17 protein-coding genes are annotated in these 16,769 nt (G+C 35.1%); 11 read left to right on the top strand and 6 right to left on the bottom strand.

Translation table 11 applies throughout. The annotated features are described in order from the left end of the window. Positions 1-109: 109 nt before the first annotated feature. The 3 genes from D0817_RS21665 to D0817_RS21655 form a co-directional block, all read right to left on the bottom strand. Entirely contained in the window at positions 110-526 is a 417-nt protein-coding gene (locus D0817_RS21665) for a DUF6157 family protein (RefSeq protein WP_127340441.1), read from the bottom strand. Positions 527-643: 117 nt separating this feature from the next. Further along, positions 644-2,113 carry a serine hydrolase domain-containing protein gene (locus D0817_RS21660; protein WP_127340440.1) on the bottom strand — a complete coding sequence of 490 codons (1,470 nt, stop codon included), beginning with the start codon at positions 2,111-2,113 and terminating at the stop codon, positions 644-646. 181 nt (positions 2,114-2,294) lie between these two features. Beyond that, positions 2,295-2,888, bottom strand: a complete 594-nt coding sequence (locus D0817_RS21655; protein WP_127340439.1) for a GNAT family N-acetyltransferase — start codon at positions 2,886-2,888, stop codon at positions 2,295-2,297. A gap of 462 nt (positions 2,889-3,350) precedes the next feature. On the opposite strand from D0817_RS21655, the gene D0817_RS21650 reads away from it, so the two are divergent. Beyond that, positions 3,351-4,694, top strand: coding sequence for an FAD-dependent oxidoreductase (locus D0817_RS21650; RefSeq protein ID WP_127340438.1), 1,344 nt, complete (start codon positions 3,351-3,353; stop codon positions 4,692-4,694). Positions 4,695-4,791: 97 nt separating this feature from the next. Here the strand turns inward: D0817_RS21650 and D0817_RS21645 are convergent, their stop codons facing one another. Further along, positions 4,792-6,309 carry a helicase HerA-like domain-containing protein gene (locus tag D0817_RS21645; RefSeq protein WP_127340437.1) on the bottom strand — a complete coding sequence of 506 codons (1,518 nt, stop codon included), beginning with the start codon at positions 6,307-6,309 and terminating at the stop codon, positions 4,792-4,794. A gap of 379 nt (positions 6,310-6,688) precedes the next feature. Between D0817_RS21645 and D0817_RS21640 the strand changes: the two genes are divergently transcribed. The 8 genes from D0817_RS21640 to D0817_RS21605 all read left to right on the top strand — a co-directional run bounded on the left by D0817_RS21640 (position 6,689) and on the right by D0817_RS21605 (position 13,196). After that, a complete protein-coding gene (locus D0817_RS21640; protein WP_042563690.1) occupies positions 6,689-7,513 on the top strand; it encodes a MotA/TolQ/ExbB proton channel family protein in 825 nt (274 codons plus the stop codon). Positions 7,514-7,569: 56 nt separating this feature from the next. Next, positions 7,570-8,196 (top strand): ExbD/TolR family protein, encoded by a 627-nt coding sequence (locus tag D0817_RS21635; protein ID WP_127340436.1) that lies wholly within the window; start codon positions 7,570-7,572, stop codon positions 8,194-8,196. A 19-nt stretch (positions 8,197-8,215) separates the two neighbouring features. Beyond that, on the top strand, positions 8,216-8,773 hold the full coding sequence (locus tag D0817_RS21630) for an ExbD/TolR family protein (RefSeq protein ID WP_127340435.1): 558 nt from the start codon (positions 8,216-8,218) through the stop codon (positions 8,771-8,773). Positions 8,774-8,813: 40 nt separating this feature from the next. Next, entirely contained in the window at positions 8,814-9,614 is an 801-nt protein-coding gene (locus D0817_RS21625; protein WP_127340434.1) for an energy transducer TonB, read from the top strand. Then, positions 9,614-9,844: a hypothetical protein gene (locus D0817_RS21620; RefSeq protein WP_089480182.1), complete on the top strand. Its 231-nt coding sequence runs from the start codon at positions 9,614-9,616 to the stop codon at positions 9,842-9,844. Before D0817_RS21625 ends, D0817_RS21620 begins: the two co-directional genes overlap by 1 nt. A gap of 2 nt (positions 9,845-9,846) precedes the next feature. After that, on the top strand, positions 9,847-10,770 hold the full coding sequence (locus tag D0817_RS21615; RefSeq protein WP_127340433.1) for a PstS family phosphate ABC transporter substrate-binding protein: 924 nt from the start codon (positions 9,847-9,849) through the stop codon (positions 10,768-10,770). A gap of 16 nt (positions 10,771-10,786) precedes the next feature. Further along, positions 10,787-12,457, top strand: a complete 1,671-nt coding sequence (locus tag D0817_RS21610; protein ID WP_127340432.1) for a tetratricopeptide repeat protein — start codon at positions 10,787-10,789, stop codon at positions 12,455-12,457. A 106-nt stretch (positions 12,458-12,563) separates the two neighbouring features. Then, the gene (locus D0817_RS21605; protein ID WP_127340431.1) at positions 12,564-13,196 is read left to right on the top strand and encodes a 7-carboxy-7-deazaguanine synthase QueE; all 633 of its coding nucleotides are present in this window, start codon (positions 12,564-12,566) and stop codon (positions 13,194-13,196) included. An 85-nt stretch (positions 13,197-13,281) separates the two neighbouring features. Here the strand turns inward: D0817_RS21605 and D0817_RS21600 are convergent, their stop codons facing one another. Both D0817_RS21600 and D0817_RS21595 read right to left on the bottom strand, forming a co-directional pair. After that, positions 13,282-13,827, bottom strand: coding sequence for a YfiT family bacillithiol transferase (locus D0817_RS21600; protein ID WP_127340430.1), 546 nt, complete (start codon positions 13,825-13,827; stop codon positions 13,282-13,284). Between the two features lie 16 nt (positions 13,828-13,843). Then, positions 13,844-14,551: a class I SAM-dependent methyltransferase gene (locus D0817_RS21595; protein ID WP_127340429.1), complete on the bottom strand. Its 708-nt coding sequence runs from the start codon at positions 14,549-14,551 to the stop codon at positions 13,844-13,846. A gap of 74 nt (positions 14,552-14,625) precedes the next feature. Here D0817_RS21595 and D0817_RS21590 point away from each other — a divergent pair, with 74 nt between their 5' ends. Both D0817_RS21590 and D0817_RS21585 read left to right on the top strand, forming a co-directional pair. After that, positions 14,626-15,120, top strand: coding sequence for a YkgJ family cysteine cluster protein (locus tag D0817_RS21590; protein WP_127340428.1), 495 nt, complete (start codon positions 14,626-14,628; stop codon positions 15,118-15,120). A gap of 119 nt (positions 15,121-15,239) precedes the next feature. Beyond that, positions 15,240-16,475, top strand: a complete 1,236-nt coding sequence (locus D0817_RS21585; protein ID WP_127340427.1) for an ABC transporter permease — start codon at positions 15,240-15,242, stop codon at positions 16,473-16,475. Positions 16,476-16,769: the final 294 nt, after the last annotated feature.

Here is a 16,769-nt window from a genome sequence, read left to right as displayed (position 1 = left end):
TTGAAAAATGACTTTCAGACAAAAAAAACTCCGACAAATACATTTTTAATTTGTACTGTCAGAGTTCGTAAGATTACGATTACCTGTATTTGAATATTTCTTTTTTGTATTATTTTCTCGAAGACCGCATTGCCTTTACCACTTTCAGATTTTTATCGTTTAGCAGCTTTTGATAGTCGTCGGTTTCTCTTCCGAAAAGGGCAATTTTTCCTTTTTCATTATGATGTACGCCCCAGCCATAACGTTTGGTTAAGGGAGAGGCACTTAAGCAGGCCTGTCCTTTGGAAAAGAATTTTTCGCGGGCTTCCTCATATTCCGATTTTGTCAGATCATTTTTATCGGCAAAAACCTGAAATAAAACATCATCGGAAGTGTATTGATAAGGATGCTTGCTGATCATTTCAAATTCAATAGCCGCAATCGTCCTGGCTTCTGCTTTCTGTTTTGGGATTTCCCCGCTCACAGCAGGACAATCTTCTGCTACTTCAATAAAAGTATTTTCGTAGTTGGTGGTGTGAACTTTCATCGTATTTAGTTATAAGTAAAGATAGAATGATGCTAAAATAATGATTTTCAAATAAAAAAACTCCGATAACAGAGGTTTAAATCTCTGCTATCGGAGTTTATCAACTAACGACTATTTTTATTGTTTTTTACAAATTTCTTCCAGTACCTTTTTGCCGTTTTCATTTGTCGGATCCAGTTCTACCGATTTTTTATAATTTTCGATCGCGAGTTTTGTATTTCCATCTTTTAGATAAGCTTCAGCCAGACTATCATACACATTTCCGGAGTTAGGAAAAGCAGCAACATTTATTTTAAATACTTCTATAGCTTCTTTTATTTTTCCAGTTTGCAATAATTGATAGGCTGCATTATTCATGTCCCCTTCTTTGATGCCGTAAGCAGGATCGTTTTTTAATTTGGTGTAAGTTTCTGTTCCACTTTTGATGCCTTTCTCTGAAAAAACCTCTAATAATTCAAACGCAAGAGATTTTTTTGGCTGATTAAATGGCTGATTGTATAAAATATTTCGAATAGACTCTGTCATTTCACCAAGTAAGGCTCTTCCTGTATTATTCAGTAAAACAATAAGGATTTTGTCTGATGGAACGCGTGATATATTAGTGTTAAAACCATTTATACCTCCTCCATGTTCAATAACTTTTACCTTTTCTTTAGTTCCGATTGTTATGTCACTAAGAAACCAGCCATATCCGTAACCTCCATCACCCATGAGAATATAGGGTTTAAACAAGGATTCCATTGATTTTTCTGAAAGTAATTTATTCGTATAAAGTGCCTGATCCCAAAGATATAAATCCTCTACTGTAGAATATAAAGATCCTGCTGCGTACGGAATACTCATGTCCAGATAGGAAGCATTAATGATTTTTTTGCCTTGTTTTTCATAACCTGCGGCTCTGTTTTTTATAAGAACATCGCTGTGATCATAACCGGAATTTACCATTTTTAAAGGTGTAAAAATAATTTCCTGTAAATACTGCTCATACGTTTTACCGGTAATTTTTTCAATAATATATCCCAATAAAAAATAACCGGAATTACTGTAAGCGAATTTTTCCCCAGGCTTAAATTCAAGCGGCAGATTCGAAAATGTTTTTACAAAATCTGCAGGAGAATATGGGTTTTTGGCCTTTTCTTGGAGGAAGTTGGGTGCACTGGTATAATTCGGAATTCCGGAAGTATGCGTTAGCAAATTTTGAATCGTGACTTTATCACCAGTTTCTTTTGGATAATCCGGTAAGTAGGTTGTAATAGGGACGTCCAGTTTTATTTTTCCGTCTTCGGCAAGTTTCACAATTAAAAGTGCCGTAAATTGTTTGGTGATCGAACCTAATCTGAATTTGGTATCAGGCTGATTTGGGATATTCCATTCCATATTGGCAGAACCATATCCTTTTTTGAAAATAACTTTTCCCTTTTCTGATACAAGTGCAGAGCCGTTAAATAATCCGTATTGGCTGTATTGAGTTAATAATTGGTCTATTTGTTTTGCTTTATCCTGGGCAAAAGACAGGTTGATGGTAAAAAATGCAATCACACAAAGTGTAATTGATTTTAATAAAGAACGGTTTGATTGTTTTTTCATAATGATTGATGATTAGTTTTAAAGATAATAAAAAAATATATTCTTGTATGCTAATCTGTTAGACGACAAATTTTTTATTTCGTTTCAGGCTTAGTCGTTTTTTTCCGTTTTTGCCTAAATAGCGTAAAAGTAATTTCTCGTAAACTTTGTGAACATCATCAACATTCTTGAAAATTCCGTTTTACAAAAATTCGGGGAAATAGTTTCTTTTAGTCGCATTCCATTCTTCAGCAATGACGCTGTAGTAAACATCGTCTTTGCTTTTCCCTTCAGAATCGACATAATTATTTCTGAATATTCCTTCTTTTGAGGCGCCAAGTTTTTCAATGGCTCTTTGGGATTTTTCATTTTCAAGATCGGCACTAAATTGTATTCTTCTGAACTGAATGTTTTCAAAGCCAAAATTCAATAATTCATATTTGCAGGCTTTGTTTAAACCCGTTCCCTGAAATTGTTTTCCGTACCACGTCCAGCCAATTTCACATTTTTGGCTTGCGGGGTTTAGATATCCGTAACGCGTGCTTCCGGCTACTTTGTTGGTCGCTTTGTCTATAATCAAAAACGGATAACATATTCCGGCTGCTTTTTGTTTTAAGGTATTTTGGATATAATTTTCGAAATCAACAGCATTTCGGATATACATGCCCATGTATTTCCATATTTCGTCATCAAAAATGATAGTTTGGAGTTCGATGTTTCTTTCGTTTTCAAAAGGAAGCAGCAGGACTTTCTCGTTTTCTAAAATAATATCAGATTGTAATAGTTCACTTTTCATGAGTTTCAATTTTATTAGAATTTAATCGCAAAGTCGCAAAGTTTTTTGTCATTTCGACCGAAGAGAGAAATCACACTTCAAACTCGACATAGATTGGCGAACTTCTATACAGAGTTTCGAGTGCGATTTCTCCTTGCGTCGAAATGACACCATCATATGAAATCTTTGCACCTTTGCGTCTTTGCGAGATTATTTCTTCCGCTAAAATAACTTTTTTGAAACTTTAAATAAATCCAATTCACTTCGAATTTGTTATGAAAAACAGAGTTGCATGAGGGATAAGAACGGCATCCTTTTGTGGCAATGCGCGTTGCTATTTTTAGCCACAAAAGATACAGTGGATAGCCCGACCCGCTTTTTTCGGCGGGTCATGCCCATATAAATCATAAATATTTCCTTTATTTTTAAGCTCTTGTAGAATTATTACTTATTTTTACGATCTTATTATTTAGATTATTCTTGATGCAAACTCCACTTAAAATTGCTGTTGTCGGTTCTGGATTGGTAGGATCTCTTTTGGCAATTTATCTCAAAAAAGCAGGTCACACCGTTCATGTTTATGATCGTAGTCCTGATATTCGTCAAATAAACTTTTCAGGACGTTCCATCAATCTGGCAATGTCCAACCGGGGCTGGAAAGCGCTGGATGGCGTTGGCGTTGGGGATTCGGTTCGCGAAATCGCAATTCCCATGGACAAACGTGCCATACATCTGGTCGATAAATTAAACTTTCAGAATTACGGTCAGGAAGGCGAATCGATTTATTCGATCTCAAGAGGCACCCTGAATAGAAAGATGATTGACCTGGCAGAACAAGCGGGAGCTGAGTTTTTCTTCGATCAGAAAATCTGGGATGTTACGCTAAGCGATGCAACACTGCATATTGGCGAAACCGAAAGAGGGGAGTGGGAAGAGAAAAAATTTGATATGGTTTTTGGTGCCGATGGTGCTTTCTCCAGAATCAGGCACCGAATGCAACGTCAGAGCATGTTCAATTATTCGCAGGAATTTTTGAATATGGGGTATAAAGAATTAAATATTCCCGCAAATTCAGATGCTTCACATAAATTAGATAAAAACTCTTTTCATATCTGGCCGCGCGGCGAATACATGTTAATCGCGCTTCCAAATTTAGATGGAAGTTTTACCTGTACGCTGTTTATGCCTTTTGAGGGTGAAAATTCATTTGCCTCCTTAACAGACCGTAAAATGGTGGAAGATTTCTTTGAGAAAAACTTCCCGGATTCGATAGAAGTAATTCCGGAGCTGGCAGAAGATTTCTTTAAAAATCCAACCAGTACATTGGTTACGATGAAATGCTTCCCGTGGACCTACGAAGATAAAATTGCCCTTATCGGAGATGCCTGTCATGCTATTGTTCCGTTTTACGGACAGGGAATGAATGCAGGTTTTGAGGATATTACGGTTTTAAATGAAATGATCGAAAAGTACGGTGATGACTGGAAAAAAATCTTCTCCGAATATCAGATTTCACGCAAACCAAACGCCGATGCTATTGCGGAACTTTCGTATCGTAATTTTATGGAAATGAGCACGAAAACGGCCGATGAAAAATTCCTGCTGCAAAAGAAAATCGAAAAAGCATTTTCAGACAGACATCCGGATAAATGGATTCCGTTATACAGCCGCGTAACCTTCAGTGACCGTCCTTACGCAGAAGCTTTGGCCATTGGAGATTTCCAGAACGGGATTATGGAAGAAATTCTAAAAATAAACAACATCGAAAATATCTGGAATACGCCTGAAATCGATAATAAGATTCTCGAACTTTTACAAAATTCTTAATGTTTTAACCACATAAGTTAAATAAGTTCATTAATTGCCACGTACGGTTATTTATATGAACTTATCTAACTTATATGGTTAGTTTATGGTTAGTTTTTTACTTCTTGAATATTTTCGATAGAACTCCAAAAACACCTCTGATAAAAGTAGCGCTGGTAACCACTTTTAGAACCGATTTAGTAACAACACTAGCCGTACTTGGTTCTGATTTTGAGGAACTTGCCGGAGCTTGTTCTTCCTGTTCAGTCGCCGCCTGAATGGCAGTTTCAATTTTTTTAGCCAGAATTTCATACGCACTTTCACGGTCAATTTCTTCACTGTATTTTTTTACCAGTTTCGATTTGTTATTAATGTCAGCGATTTCATCGGCAGACAAAACATCCATTCGGCTCGTTGGGGCACGCATCATAGTGGCCACAAGCGGCGTTGGAATTCCTTTTTCATTCAGAGCCGTAACCAATGCTTCCCCGATTCCTAAATTGGTCAGTAATTCATCTGTTTTATAATAAACAGAAGTAGGATAGTTGTCAGCTGTTTTTTTAATAGCCTGTCTGTCATTAGCAGTAAAAGCCCTTAACGCGTGCTGGATTTTTAATCCCAACTGTGCCAGAACACCACTCGGAACATCCATTGGATTCTGGGTAACGAAATAAACGCCAACTCCTTTAGAACGGATCAGCTTTACAATCGTTTCAATCTGCTCCAAAAGTGCTTTGCTGGCTTCATTGAAAATTAAATGTGCTTCATCAATAAAAATAACCAGTTCCGGTTGATCGGCATCTCCTTTTTCAGGCATTTGCTGGTAAATTTCAGCCAGTAAGCTCAGCATAAAAGTAGAGAATAACTTAGGCTTGTCCTGAATATCCGTTAAACGAATGATGTTTACGTAGCCTTTTCCATTTTCATCAATACGCATCAAATCATCAATTTCGAACGATAATTCCCCAAAAAATAAATCTCCGCCTTGCTGCTCCAATTCGATTATTTTTCTCAAAATAGTTCCGGTCGTAGCGGTCGAAATTTTGCCGTAAGAAGCGGTAATTTCATCTTTTCCTTCCTCAGTAATAAAATTGATAACTTTCTTGATATCTTTCAGATCCAGTAGAGGCATTTGGTTGTCATCACAATATTTGAAGATCACCGATACCACACCGGCCTGTGTGTCATTCAGATCTAAAATACGGGAAAATAAAACGGGTCCGAATTCAGAAACTGTAGCACGTAAACGAACTCCGTTTTGTCTGGATAAGGACATTAGTTCCACAGGAAATGCGGACACATTATAAGGTATGTTTATTTTGCTGTGTCGCTCTGTGATAAAGCCTTCTTCTTCTCCTTCTTTTGCGATTCCGCTAAAATCACCTTTTATGTCCATCATCAATACAGGAATTCCGGCATTAGATAATTGTTCTGAAAAAACCTGTATCGTTTTGGTTTTTCCGGTACCGGTTGCACCGGCAATTAATCCGTGTCGGTTTAAGGTTTTTAAGGGGATTTTGACATGTGCTTCAGCAAGTGGTTCTCCGTCAAGAATGGCGCCTCCCAGCAGAATACTGTCCCCTTTTGATGAATAACCATTGTTTATCTCCTGGATGAAATTATCTTTTTTATTCATGTTTTATTTGTAATTTAGATGATTATAAGAGTATTGCTTTGTTTTTTAACAATTTGACCTCGTTTTTTTTAGTAGGAAAAAGCTTTTGGCAATTGAAAATAAAACAAAAAATAATTTCGCAACTTTTTAAGAAGATATCAAAGGAATGTTTGAATATTTACTAAAACGTTGTAATTTTCCCATTAATAGCCTCGTTTTTTGTTTTATCTAAAAAACAACGGCGGCAATTTAATGAGATATTTTTTAAATTGACGTTAAATTTCCTTCAATAAAATTAAAAAAAGTTTTTTTATTTAAACTAAACGTATAAATTTGCTCCTCTACAAGTTAAATATAACTAAAAAATAAAAATTATTTAAAACTATTAAAATTTAAAAAAATGGCAAACGTTAAAGTTAAAAAAGAAAGCACTTCAAATGGAGGAGGAATGATTACTGGGATCATTATTGTTGCGTGTATTTTAGTTGGGGTGTTTATTTGGAAAGTAATCATGGGAGATGCTGCTAACTTCGAGGGAGGTAACCCTGAAACTGGGCATCCAATCAATACATTAGGACAAGTATATAAAGGAGGATTCATTGTACCGGTATTGTTAGGTATGTTTTTAATGGTTGTTGTATTTTCAATTGAAAGATTTATCGTTATCGGAAAAGCGGCTGGAAAAGCTAATTTAGATAAATTCATGAAAAGCGTTCAGGGAAGTATTAAAGAAGGTAACATCGAAGCTGCAATCGCTGCTTGTGACAAACAACAAGGTTCAGTTGCAAATGCAATTAAATCTGCTTTAATTAAATACCAGGATGTTAAAAAAGAAGGTTTCAACAGTGAAGAAGCTTCAGAAGTAATCCACAAAGAAATCGAAGAGGCAACTTCATTAGAAATGCCAATGTTAGAAAAAAATATGACTATTATCTCTACTTTAGTATCTTTAGGAACTTTAGGAGGATTATTAGGAACTGTATCTGGTATGATCAAAGCGTTTGGTGCGTTAGCTTCTGCTGGAACTCCAGACCAGGCTGCTCTTGCAACAGGTATCTCTGAAGCACTTATCAACACTGCAACAGGTATCTCTACTTCAATCCTTGCAATTGTATCTTACAACTTCTTTACTGCTAAAATTGACGATTTAACTTACTCTATCGATGAGGCTGGTACTACAATCGTAAATACTTACAGAAGATTCAGAGGAAGTTTGAAACAATAATTAATTTTTGATATTAATAATTACAATTAATTTATATCAAAATAAAATAAAAGAGAATGGCTAAATTAAAAATGAAAAAAAAGTCAACATCGACAGACATGACTGCGATGTGTGATGTTGCGTTCCTTTTGCTTACGTTCTTTATTTTGACGGCTACTGCTAAAGTGCCTGAAGCACTTCCTGTAGATATGCCTTCTTCTGTTGCTCAAACTAAATTACCTGATACGGATTTAGCTATTATTACAATAGGTAAAGGTGCTGATGGAAAAAGTAAAGTGTTCTTTGACATTAAAGGAAGAGAGATTCGTAAAAGAACTCTTGAAGGAATGGGCGCAAAATTGGGTGTGACTTTTTCAGAAGAAGATAAAACTAAATTTGCTTTGATGGATGACTTTGGTGTGCCATTAGCAAATTTGAAGCAAATCATCGACATGAAAGCGTCTGACAGAACTAAGGCCAATCAACCTGGAATTCCAATGGATTCTTTAAACAATCAATTAAAAGACTGGCTTTTGGTTTCAAGAAGAGCTGCGATTGATATTGATAATAAAGAATTACAAATTGCAATAAAAGGTGATGCTAAAGAAGAGTATCCGCAAATCAGAAAGATTATGGATATTTTACAGGATCAGAAAATCAATTCCTTTAACTTAGTTACAGGTATGAGAGATAAAAACTTTTAATTAAAAAAGATACACTAAAATGGCTGAATTAAATACCGGCGACGGTGGTGGCGGAAAAGGTGGTAAGGTAAGAAGTAAAAAACAGAATTCTAAGGTCGATTTAACGGCAATGGTGGATTTGGCATTCTTATTGATCACATTCTTTATGTTAACCACATCGTTGTCAAAACCTCAATCGATGGATTTGTCTCTGCCAGATAAAGATCCTAATGAGAAAGATACGAAGGATACCAAAGTAGATGAGAACCGTACGATGACTGTAATGCTAGCTGGTGATAACAAAATGGTTTATTATATGGGATTGCTTGCAAGTCCTAAAGTTGGACCAAAAGATATTGCTTATGGTAAAGACGGAATCCGTAAAGTATTATTGACTCAAAAAAGAGCAGTTTTGGCTTATTCTGCAGCTTTAGGAAAACCTAAAAACGGAATTATAGTTATCATCAAACCAACTAAAAAATCAAATTACCGCAATTTGGTTGATATCTTGGATGAAATGGCTATCTCCGGAGTTGAGACTTACGCTATCGTTCCTGAGTTTTCACCTGAAGAAACAAAATTGGTAGATAAAAAATAAGAGCAATCTTATTTTGTTGATACCCTAATACTCAAGAAAAATGAAATTAGATATAATTAAAAATCAGTGGCTTGATATCGTATTCGAAGGGCGTAATAAGATATATGGTGCATATGAGTTAAGAAAATCGAACCGTAGCACGACCGTAAAGGCGCTTATCATTGGTTCGCTTATTTTTAGCTTTGCTGTAGCAGCTCCTCTTATTGCAAGTTTCTTACCGGATTCTGAAGAAGAAGTGGTAAACAACGATATTAAAATTGCAACCGTAAAGATTGCTCCTAAAAAAGAGGAAATTAAGCCAAACCAGCCACCACCACCTCCACCACCACCAAAAGTGGATCAGGTGAAGTTTGTGAAACCTGTGGTTGCGAAAGCAAATGAAATTACTGAAGACCCACCGAAAATTGTGGATCTTAAGGATAAAAAAGTAGGTAACGAAACAATCAAAGGAGATCCGGACGCAGTTTTAACTGTTGATGAGCCAGTTGGTAAAGGACCCGTTACTGAAATCATTCAGGAAGATAATAATGTTTATAATACCGCTGGTATCGAGGTAAAACCAGATTTCCCTGGTGGTATTGAAAAATTCTACAAATTCGTAGGAAACAATTATAAGACTCCGGAAGAAGAAGGTTTAAAAGGTAAAGTATATGTTACTTTTGTAGTTGAAAAAGACGGTTCATTAACCGACATTAAAGTTTTAAGGGATATCGGTTACGGTACAGGAGCAGAAGCAATTCGTGTTCTTAAAAAGTGTCCAAAATGGACTCCCGGCGAGCAAAATGGTAAAAAAGTTAGGGTTCTTTACTCTCTTCCTATTACTATTCAATCTGCAGAATAATGTTAAAAGATATGCTTAATAATATTCAGAAGAAATCGCTCAAAGAGCGATTTCTTCTTGTTTTAGGAATACTGTTTTTTTTAATATATCTTGTACTGGGTTTAATGATTATGTTCTGGAAGAAACTTCCATTGGATATGGAACCCAAATACAGATATGCTTTTGGCGGACTGCTGATCGTTTATTCAGGAATTCGTTTTTTAAGATTAATTAATTCAAATGCAGAATAAGTATGTTGAAATATAGCAAAGTTGCAGGTTTGGTTGTTTTTGTTTTTTTGTTTGCCATGTGCAACCAAAAAAGTAAAAATGAAACGGATAAAGAGACAATTTTAAAAGGGTCAATTGATATTACCGTAGATGAGACCATAAAGCCGATTGTGGAAGATCAGGTTGCTGTTTTTGAGGGAACTTATTATGGTTCTAAAATTTCAATAACACCTAAATCTGAATCAGAATTAATAAATGATTTATTAAATGAAAGGACTAAAGTTGTAGTTACTTCCAGAAATCTTACAAAAGAAGAATTGGCAAGGTTTAAGAAAAGTAAAATTCAGCCCAGAGTTACTCCCTTCGCAACAGATGCCATTGCTTTTATTTCAAACAAAAGTAATAATGATACATTAATTGCGTTGAAGACAGTAATCGATTTCATGCAGGGTAAAACTGATCCCAGATTTGACGGACTTGTATTTGATAATCCAAATTCCAGTACAGTGCGTTATATGAAGGATTTGGCCAAAGTAAAAGAGTTGCCGGCAAAAGGCGTTTTTTCTTTTAAAACTAATGATGAAGTGATTAAATTCGTTTCGGAGAATGACGGTATGATTGGAGTCGTGGGCGTAAACTGGCTGTCACAACCATCACCAAATATGGCGGAAGTTGTTAAGAATATAAATGTTTTGAGCGTTAAGGGATTAAATAGTAATAAGTACTATAGCCCGACTCAAAATGATCTTGCCGAATTAAAATACCCTTTGGCACGCGATTTGTTTATTATAAATTGTCAGGGATATACTGGTTTAGGAATGGGACTGGCCTCATTTATGTCCGGAGACATAGGACAACGTATTGTCTTAAAATCAGGATTATTGCCTGTTAGGACTCCGGGTAGAAAACTTAGTATTAGGAAAGAAATTATAAAAGATAAAGAATAAATTAATTACTATAAAGATGAATAAATTTAAAATTTTTAGTCTTGCCTTAGTTGCATCAGCTTCTGTTGCAAAAGCGCAAGACATCAACGAAGCTAAAAAAGCAATTGATGCTGAACAATTTCAAAAAGCAAAATCGTTGCTGAAATCAATTATTAAAGCAAAACCATCTGACGGTGAGGCAAATTTTGTGCTAGGTAACGTATATTTAAATCAATCTGTTGTGGATTCAGCTAAAATCTATTACCTAAATGGATTAGAAGCATCTGATAAGAAAAACTTAAACTATATCGGATTAGGACAATTAGATCTTGATAGTAAAAATACAGCAGGAGCGCAGGCCAATTTTGCTTTAGCAACAAAAGATATCAAACGTAAAGATGTAAATGAATTTATTTACATTGGTAAAGCGTATATGAATTCAGTAAATCCTGATTATAAAAGCGCTATCACCAGCTTGCAAAAAGCTTTAGCGATCGAACCGCAAAATCCTTCTGCACTTTTGGCAATTGGTGATGCTTATTATGGAGCAAGTAGTCAAAATGAAGCTTATAAAGCCTATCGTGATGCTTTTACAGCAGATCCAAAACTATTAAGAGCAAAAATGCAATTAGGAGTTTTATTGAAAGGTGCTAAATCATATGAAGAAGCAATAAAAGCTTTCAATGAGGTTATTGCTTTAGATGCTAATTATGGTCCTGTTTACAGAGAACTAGCTGAAACGTACTACAAATGGGGAAGAAATAAAACGTCTACCGCCAAAGTTAATATGCAAAATGCAATTACTAACTATGAGAAATATTTGAGTCTTACAGATTACTCTTTAGATTCTAAAATGCGTCATGCAGATTTCTTAATCTTAGTGAAAGATTACAAAACTTTAGAGACTGTTGCAAATAAAATGATTGCAGAAGATAAAGTGAATCCAAGAATTTACAGATATTTAGGATATGCTGCTTACGAAAACGGAAATGTTGATGTAGCTATTAAATCTATCGAAGATTTTATCAAAGTACCTTCAAATAAAGTAATCGGTAGAGACTACTTATACTTAGGTTTATCTAAAATTAAAAAAGGAACAAACGCTGAAGGTGTAGTTGATCAGGCAGCTTTTGATGCCGGTGTAGCTGATATCAAGAAAGCAATTGAATTAGAGCCTTTGGTAGTTGAAGAACTTGCTGATTTAGGAAAAGCATTGTTTGGTAAAAAACAATTTGCTCAGGCTGCTACAATTTTTGAACTTGCTGTTAATAACAGTGAATCTAAAAATTATTTAGATGATAATGTTTACTATGGTATTTCACTTTATTATGCTAATGTAAATAAACCTGCAGGCACTGCTCCAAATGCTGAAGCATTAGGTAAGGCAGAAGCGGCTTTCGACAGAGTTTTGGTTGCTTCTCCTACTTATGATGAAGCGTACTTATACAAAGGAAGAATCAATAACTTGCTTGAAAAAGATGATTTAATCATTAAGAACTACGAAGAGTACGTAACTAAAACAACTGCAAAAGGTGCTGAAGAATTGGCAAAACCTGCAACAGTTAAGAAAATAGTGGAAGCTTACAATAGTATTGGTGCCAGTTATGCTAATACTGATAAAGCTAAAGCAGTTGAATATTTCAATAAGACTTTAGCTTTAGATCCGGCAAACACTTACGCTGCACAATCTGTAAAAGCTTTAAAATAATCTAAGCTCTAATTATAGTAAATAAAAAACCGATAGTTCGCTTTGAACTATCGGTTTTTTTATGTTCCGTATTTAAATGACTATCTTTGCACTTTAAAATAAAATAATGTTAGCTAAAGAAATACAATTAGAGGTGAATAAAGGTGCTATGCTGCCTTTGATGGAAGAGTTTTATACGATTCAGGGAGAAGGTTTTCATACAGGAACTGCTGCTTACTTTATAAGAATTGGAGGTTGTGATGTTGGTTGCCACTGGTGTGATGTGAAAGAAAGCTGGAATGCAGAGTTACACCCGCCAACAAGTGTTGATTTAATTGTGAAAAATGCTTCGGCTTACGCAGATACTGTTGTAATTACAGGTGGAGAACCGTTAACATGGGATATGACTTTGCTGACGCAGCAATTGAAAGACAGAAATTTAAAAGTTCATATTGAAACTTCGGGTGCATATCCATTATCCGGAACCTGGGACTGGATTTGCCTTTCTCCTAAAAAGAATAAATTGCCAACTCAAACCGTATACGATAACGCCCATGAGTTAAAAGTGATTATCTATAATAAACATGATTTTATATTCGCAGAGGAACAGGCTGAACTGGTAAATGATAATGCCATTTTATTCCTTCAACCGGAATGGAGTAAAAAAGAAGAAATGACGCCACTAATTGTAGATTATGTAATGAATAATCCAAAATGGAGGGTTTCACTTCAGACACATAAATATTTGAATATTCCGTAAACTTATAAAACAAGAAAGCGCTTCAACTGAGGCGCTTTTTTTATTTAAATGTATACACAGTGTGTAAAAATGAAACGGTTTCTGTTTATTGCCAGTTTTTATTTTTTTTCAAAGTGGTGATATGAGCCAAATGATGATTTCCATGCCAGGCATAAGTCGCGATCATTTGTTTTATTTTAATTTCAGAATTGTTTTCAGGATGTATAAAGCTTCTTTCGAGTTCAGTTTCAGATAAACTTTTTAGAAGATAGGCCAATCGGAAATGCAACCCTTCCAATAATGATAAAGTAGGTTGTATCGGCATTTCCAAATTATCAGGTAACGCAGACCATAGAACTTCATCATAGGCTTTTATTACAGGATTATTTTCGGTTAAAGCCCATTTTATTCTTATAAAACAATTCATATGACTTTCGGCACAATGATGAATTAACTGTCTTACAGTCCATCCGTCCGGACGATAGGGTGTATCAAGTTCTTCATCTGATAAATGAATCGTTTCTTGTGTTAGTTTTTCCGGGAATTGTGCAATTTCTTCAATTTTTCGTGAAAGATATTCTTTTGAATAGGTCGAAGGGGCAATGAATTTTCCTATCGGATACTTTAATTTTTCGAAATCTGAATTTTCCATAAATTAAAATCTAATATTAAATAGAAAGCCTGGCTAAATAATCATAATGTTCGCCTTCTAAAATAAGTTCACATTTTAAACCATTCGCAACAGCGGCATTTTGTAGCGTATTGTAATCTAAGTACAGCCAGCTGAAAGGTTCTTCTTTTTCTCCCTTATAAGAAATATTGAAAACAAGTTCGCCATAGTAATCATTGTTAGAAGGGATCCATTTCCCACCGTCTTCATCTTCATCAAACATATAAATAATGTCCGAGCTGTCTAACAGAATTTGCCCGCCTGGATGCAAAAGCGATTTTAATTTTGATAAATAGTTGTTGCAATTTTCCATCTTTCCAAAAATGCCGACACCATTCATTAATAATACAATCGTGTCAAATTTTTCTTCTTCAATGTCTAATAGATTTTGAACCCTGGCGTTTTTTACACCCCGAAGTTTACAGGTTGCAATAGCTTTTTCCGAAATATCAATAGAAGTAACATCCAGATGACGGTCGTTTTGTAGTGACAAACTGTGGCTTCCGGCTCCGCAGCCTACATCCAGTATTTTTCCACTGGCAAGTTGTAAAGCTTTTTGCTCGATTTTCGGCATTTCATTATAGGATCGAAATAAATAATCAACACTCATTTCATCTTCTTCAGAAATCGAAGTCTCGGTAATAATGTTTTCAGGCGAATTATTGGTTTGAAAGTCGAACATCGCTTTTCCAAAAAGATCTTTCATCGTAATTTAGTTCAAAGTTTAAGGTTTCAAGTTTAAAGTTGTTTAATTTTGCAGATCAACTCCAAAATTTAAACTTGAAACAAATTTTAAATAACTTAAATAAGTTAGCCAAAGATAAGCATATCGAAAACAAAAAGTATTTTGATAAGCTTAAAAAGAAACAGCCTAAGAACCTGGACTATGTTATGCAGGAATTGCACGATAAAGAGTTTAAGAAAACAGACTGTCTGGAATGTGCCAATTGTTGTAAAACTACTGGTCCGTTATTTACGCTGGCTGATATCGAAAGAATCTCGAAGTCTTTCAGGCAAAAACCACAGCAGTTTATCGAGCAATATCTTCGGGTTGATGAAGATAAAGATTATGTGCTAAAAAGTGTTCCCTGTACTTTTTTAGATAGTGAAAATTATTGTATGATTTATGATGTGCGTCCAAAAGCATGCAGGGAATTTCCACATACCGATCGTAAAAAGTTTCATCAGATTTCAGATCTGACCTTAAAAAATGTTGCAATTTGCCCGGCAGCATATAATATTGTTGAAGAGATGAAGAAACGACTTCCATTATAAATAAAACTTTTCCTGACTTAAATAAAGTATAATTGTTTTTCGGAACAATTCATGTTTGCTTTTTTAAATGTATTTTTGACTCAGGCGAAAGCGAAACACTAATATAAGATAACTGAAAATTGAATCTAGAATATTTTATTGCTAAAAGACTTATTACTGCCAGGGATTTTAAAAGCAGTATTTCAGCTCCAATTATAAAAATTGCCATTTCGGCTATAGCTATTGGTATTATTATGATGCTGGTGTCTGTGGCGACAGGGATTGGTCTGCAGCAAAAAATCCGTGAAAAGGTTTCTGCGTTCAACGGTCAGATTGTTATTTCGAATTATGATAACAATAATTCCGAAGTAACAATAATTCCGATTTCTAAAAAACAGGACTTTTATCCCAACTTTAAATCTGTTCCGGAGGTAACCCATATACAGGCAATCGCAAGTAAAGCCGGAATTATTAGGACAGAAAGTTCTTTCGAAGGGATTATTTTCAAAGGAGTTGGTCTGGATTACGATTGGAATAAGATAAAACAGTATTTGGTTGAAGGTAAATTACCTGATTATTCTAAAGGCATAAACGAAGAAGTGATAATCTCCAGATTTCTAGCTGATCGATTGGGTCTTAAAGTCGGAGACAATTTCAATACCTTTTTTATCAAGGAGGAGCAGGGTAAGATGCCGAACAGCCGTCTTTTCAAAATAACAGGAATTTTTAATTCCGGATTTCAGAGTTTTGATGCAACTTATATAATAGGAGATATACGCCACATTCAGAAGATTAACAAGTGGAATCCAAATCAGGTTGGGGCTTTCGAAGTATTTGTAAAGGATTTTGATAAAATTAAAGAAACAGGCGATAAAATCTATGAGCAAACATCGTCCAGTTTAGATACTAAAACAATGATAGAGAAATACAGCTATATTTTTGACTGGCTGCAGCTTTTCGATTTTAATATTATTGTCATTCTTGCGATCATGATTATAGTGGCTACGATTAATATGGTAGTGGCTCTGTTAGTCCTTATTTTAGAACGGACACAAATGATCGGAATATTAAAAGCGTTAGGCGCAAACAACTGGGCGGTGAGAAAGATATTCCTGTATAATGCATTTTATCTCATTATAAGAGGACTTTTCTGGGGTAACCTAATCGGAATCTCATTATTATTAGTACAACAGTATTTTGGAGTTATTCAACTCAACCCTGAAAATTACTATGTCAATCAGGCACCAGTGTATATTAATTGGGTTTATGTAATCCTGTTGAATTTACTAACCATTACAGTCTGTTTTGTAGTGCTTCTAATTCCGTCCTATATAATCACTAAGATATCACCGGTCAAAGCCATTCGATTCGATTAGTTTGACCATTACTACATAAGGAATGATTTCGTTCTACAACCCGACAGTTTTCCAAAACCTGCCGGGTTTATTTTTTATAGGTCTAAGATAATTATCCTGTCCGGCTAAGCACAGCGAAGCCTTTGGAATTTGGAATTTAAAAATTTGGAATTTAATATGAAGCTATTTCCCGCTGTCCGTTCCAATCTTTTGCTTTTTGAGAACAAAAAGCAAAAGGATTTCCACTTCCATCGGGGCTAGGGCAGTAGTTTTCGGAAGAAATTTACGTTCTATATAAGTACAAAGAAAAAACTT

Source organism: Flavobacterium cupreum (genome assembly GCF_003996965.1).
Classification (GTDB): domain Bacteria; phylum Bacteroidota; class Bacteroidia; order Flavobacteriales; family Flavobacteriaceae; genus Flavobacterium; species Flavobacterium cupreum.
The sequence above is the reverse complement of the archived record's forward strand: the minus strand, read 5'-3'. Positions and strand labels throughout refer to the sequence as shown.

What these genes read in the sequence shown, in the direction of transcription:
- D0817_RS21665 (WP_127340441.1), bottom strand. Translation starts at nt 526, where the DNA reads ATGAAAGTTCACACCACCAACTACGAAAATACTTTTATTGAAGTAGCA.
- D0817_RS21600 (WP_127340430.1), bottom strand. Translation starts at nt 13,827, where the DNA reads ATGGAAAATTCAGATTTCGAAAAATTAAAGTATCCGATAGGAAAATTC.
- D0817_RS21645 (WP_127340437.1), bottom strand. Translation starts at nt 6,309, where the DNA reads ATGAATAAAAAAGATAATTTCATCCAGGAGATAAACAATGGTTATTCA.
- D0817_RS21660 (WP_127340440.1), bottom strand. Translation starts at nt 2,113, where the DNA reads ATGAAAAAACAATCAAACCGTTCTTTATTAAAATCAATTACACTTTGT.
- D0817_RS21620 (WP_089480182.1), top strand. Translation starts at nt 9,614, where the DNA reads ATGTTAAAAGATATGCTTAATAATATTCAGAAGAAATCGCTCAAAGAG.
- D0817_RS21610 (WP_127340432.1), top strand. Translation starts at nt 10,787, where the DNA reads ATGAATAAATTTAAAATTTTTAGTCTTGCCTTAGTTGCATCAGCTTCT.
- D0817_RS21635 (WP_127340436.1), top strand. Translation starts at nt 7,570, where the DNA reads ATGGCTAAATTAAAAATGAAAAAAAAGTCAACATCGACAGACATGACT.
- D0817_RS21595 (WP_127340429.1), bottom strand. Translation starts at nt 14,551, where the DNA reads ATGAAAGATCTTTTTGGAAAAGCGATGTTCGACTTTCAAACCAATAAT.
- D0817_RS21650 (WP_127340438.1), top strand. Translation starts at nt 3,351, where the DNA reads ATGCAAACTCCACTTAAAATTGCTGTTGTCGGTTCTGGATTGGTAGGA.
- D0817_RS21655 (WP_127340439.1), bottom strand. Translation starts at nt 2,888, where the DNA reads ATGAAAAGTGAACTATTACAATCTGATATTATTTTAGAAAACGAGAAA.
- D0817_RS21625 (WP_127340434.1), top strand. Translation starts at nt 8,814, where the DNA reads ATGAAATTAGATATAATTAAAAATCAGTGGCTTGATATCGTATTCGAA.
- D0817_RS21615 (WP_127340433.1), top strand. Translation starts at nt 9,847, where the DNA reads ATGTTGAAATATAGCAAAGTTGCAGGTTTGGTTGTTTTTGTTTTTTTG.
- D0817_RS21630 (WP_127340435.1), top strand. Translation starts at nt 8,216, where the DNA reads ATGGCTGAATTAAATACCGGCGACGGTGGTGGCGGAAAAGGTGGTAAG.
- D0817_RS21640 (WP_042563690.1), top strand. Translation starts at nt 6,689, where the DNA reads ATGGCAAACGTTAAAGTTAAAAAAGAAAGCACTTCAAATGGAGGAGGA.
- D0817_RS21605 (WP_127340431.1), top strand. Translation starts at nt 12,564, where the DNA reads ATGTTAGCTAAAGAAATACAATTAGAGGTGAATAAAGGTGCTATGCTG.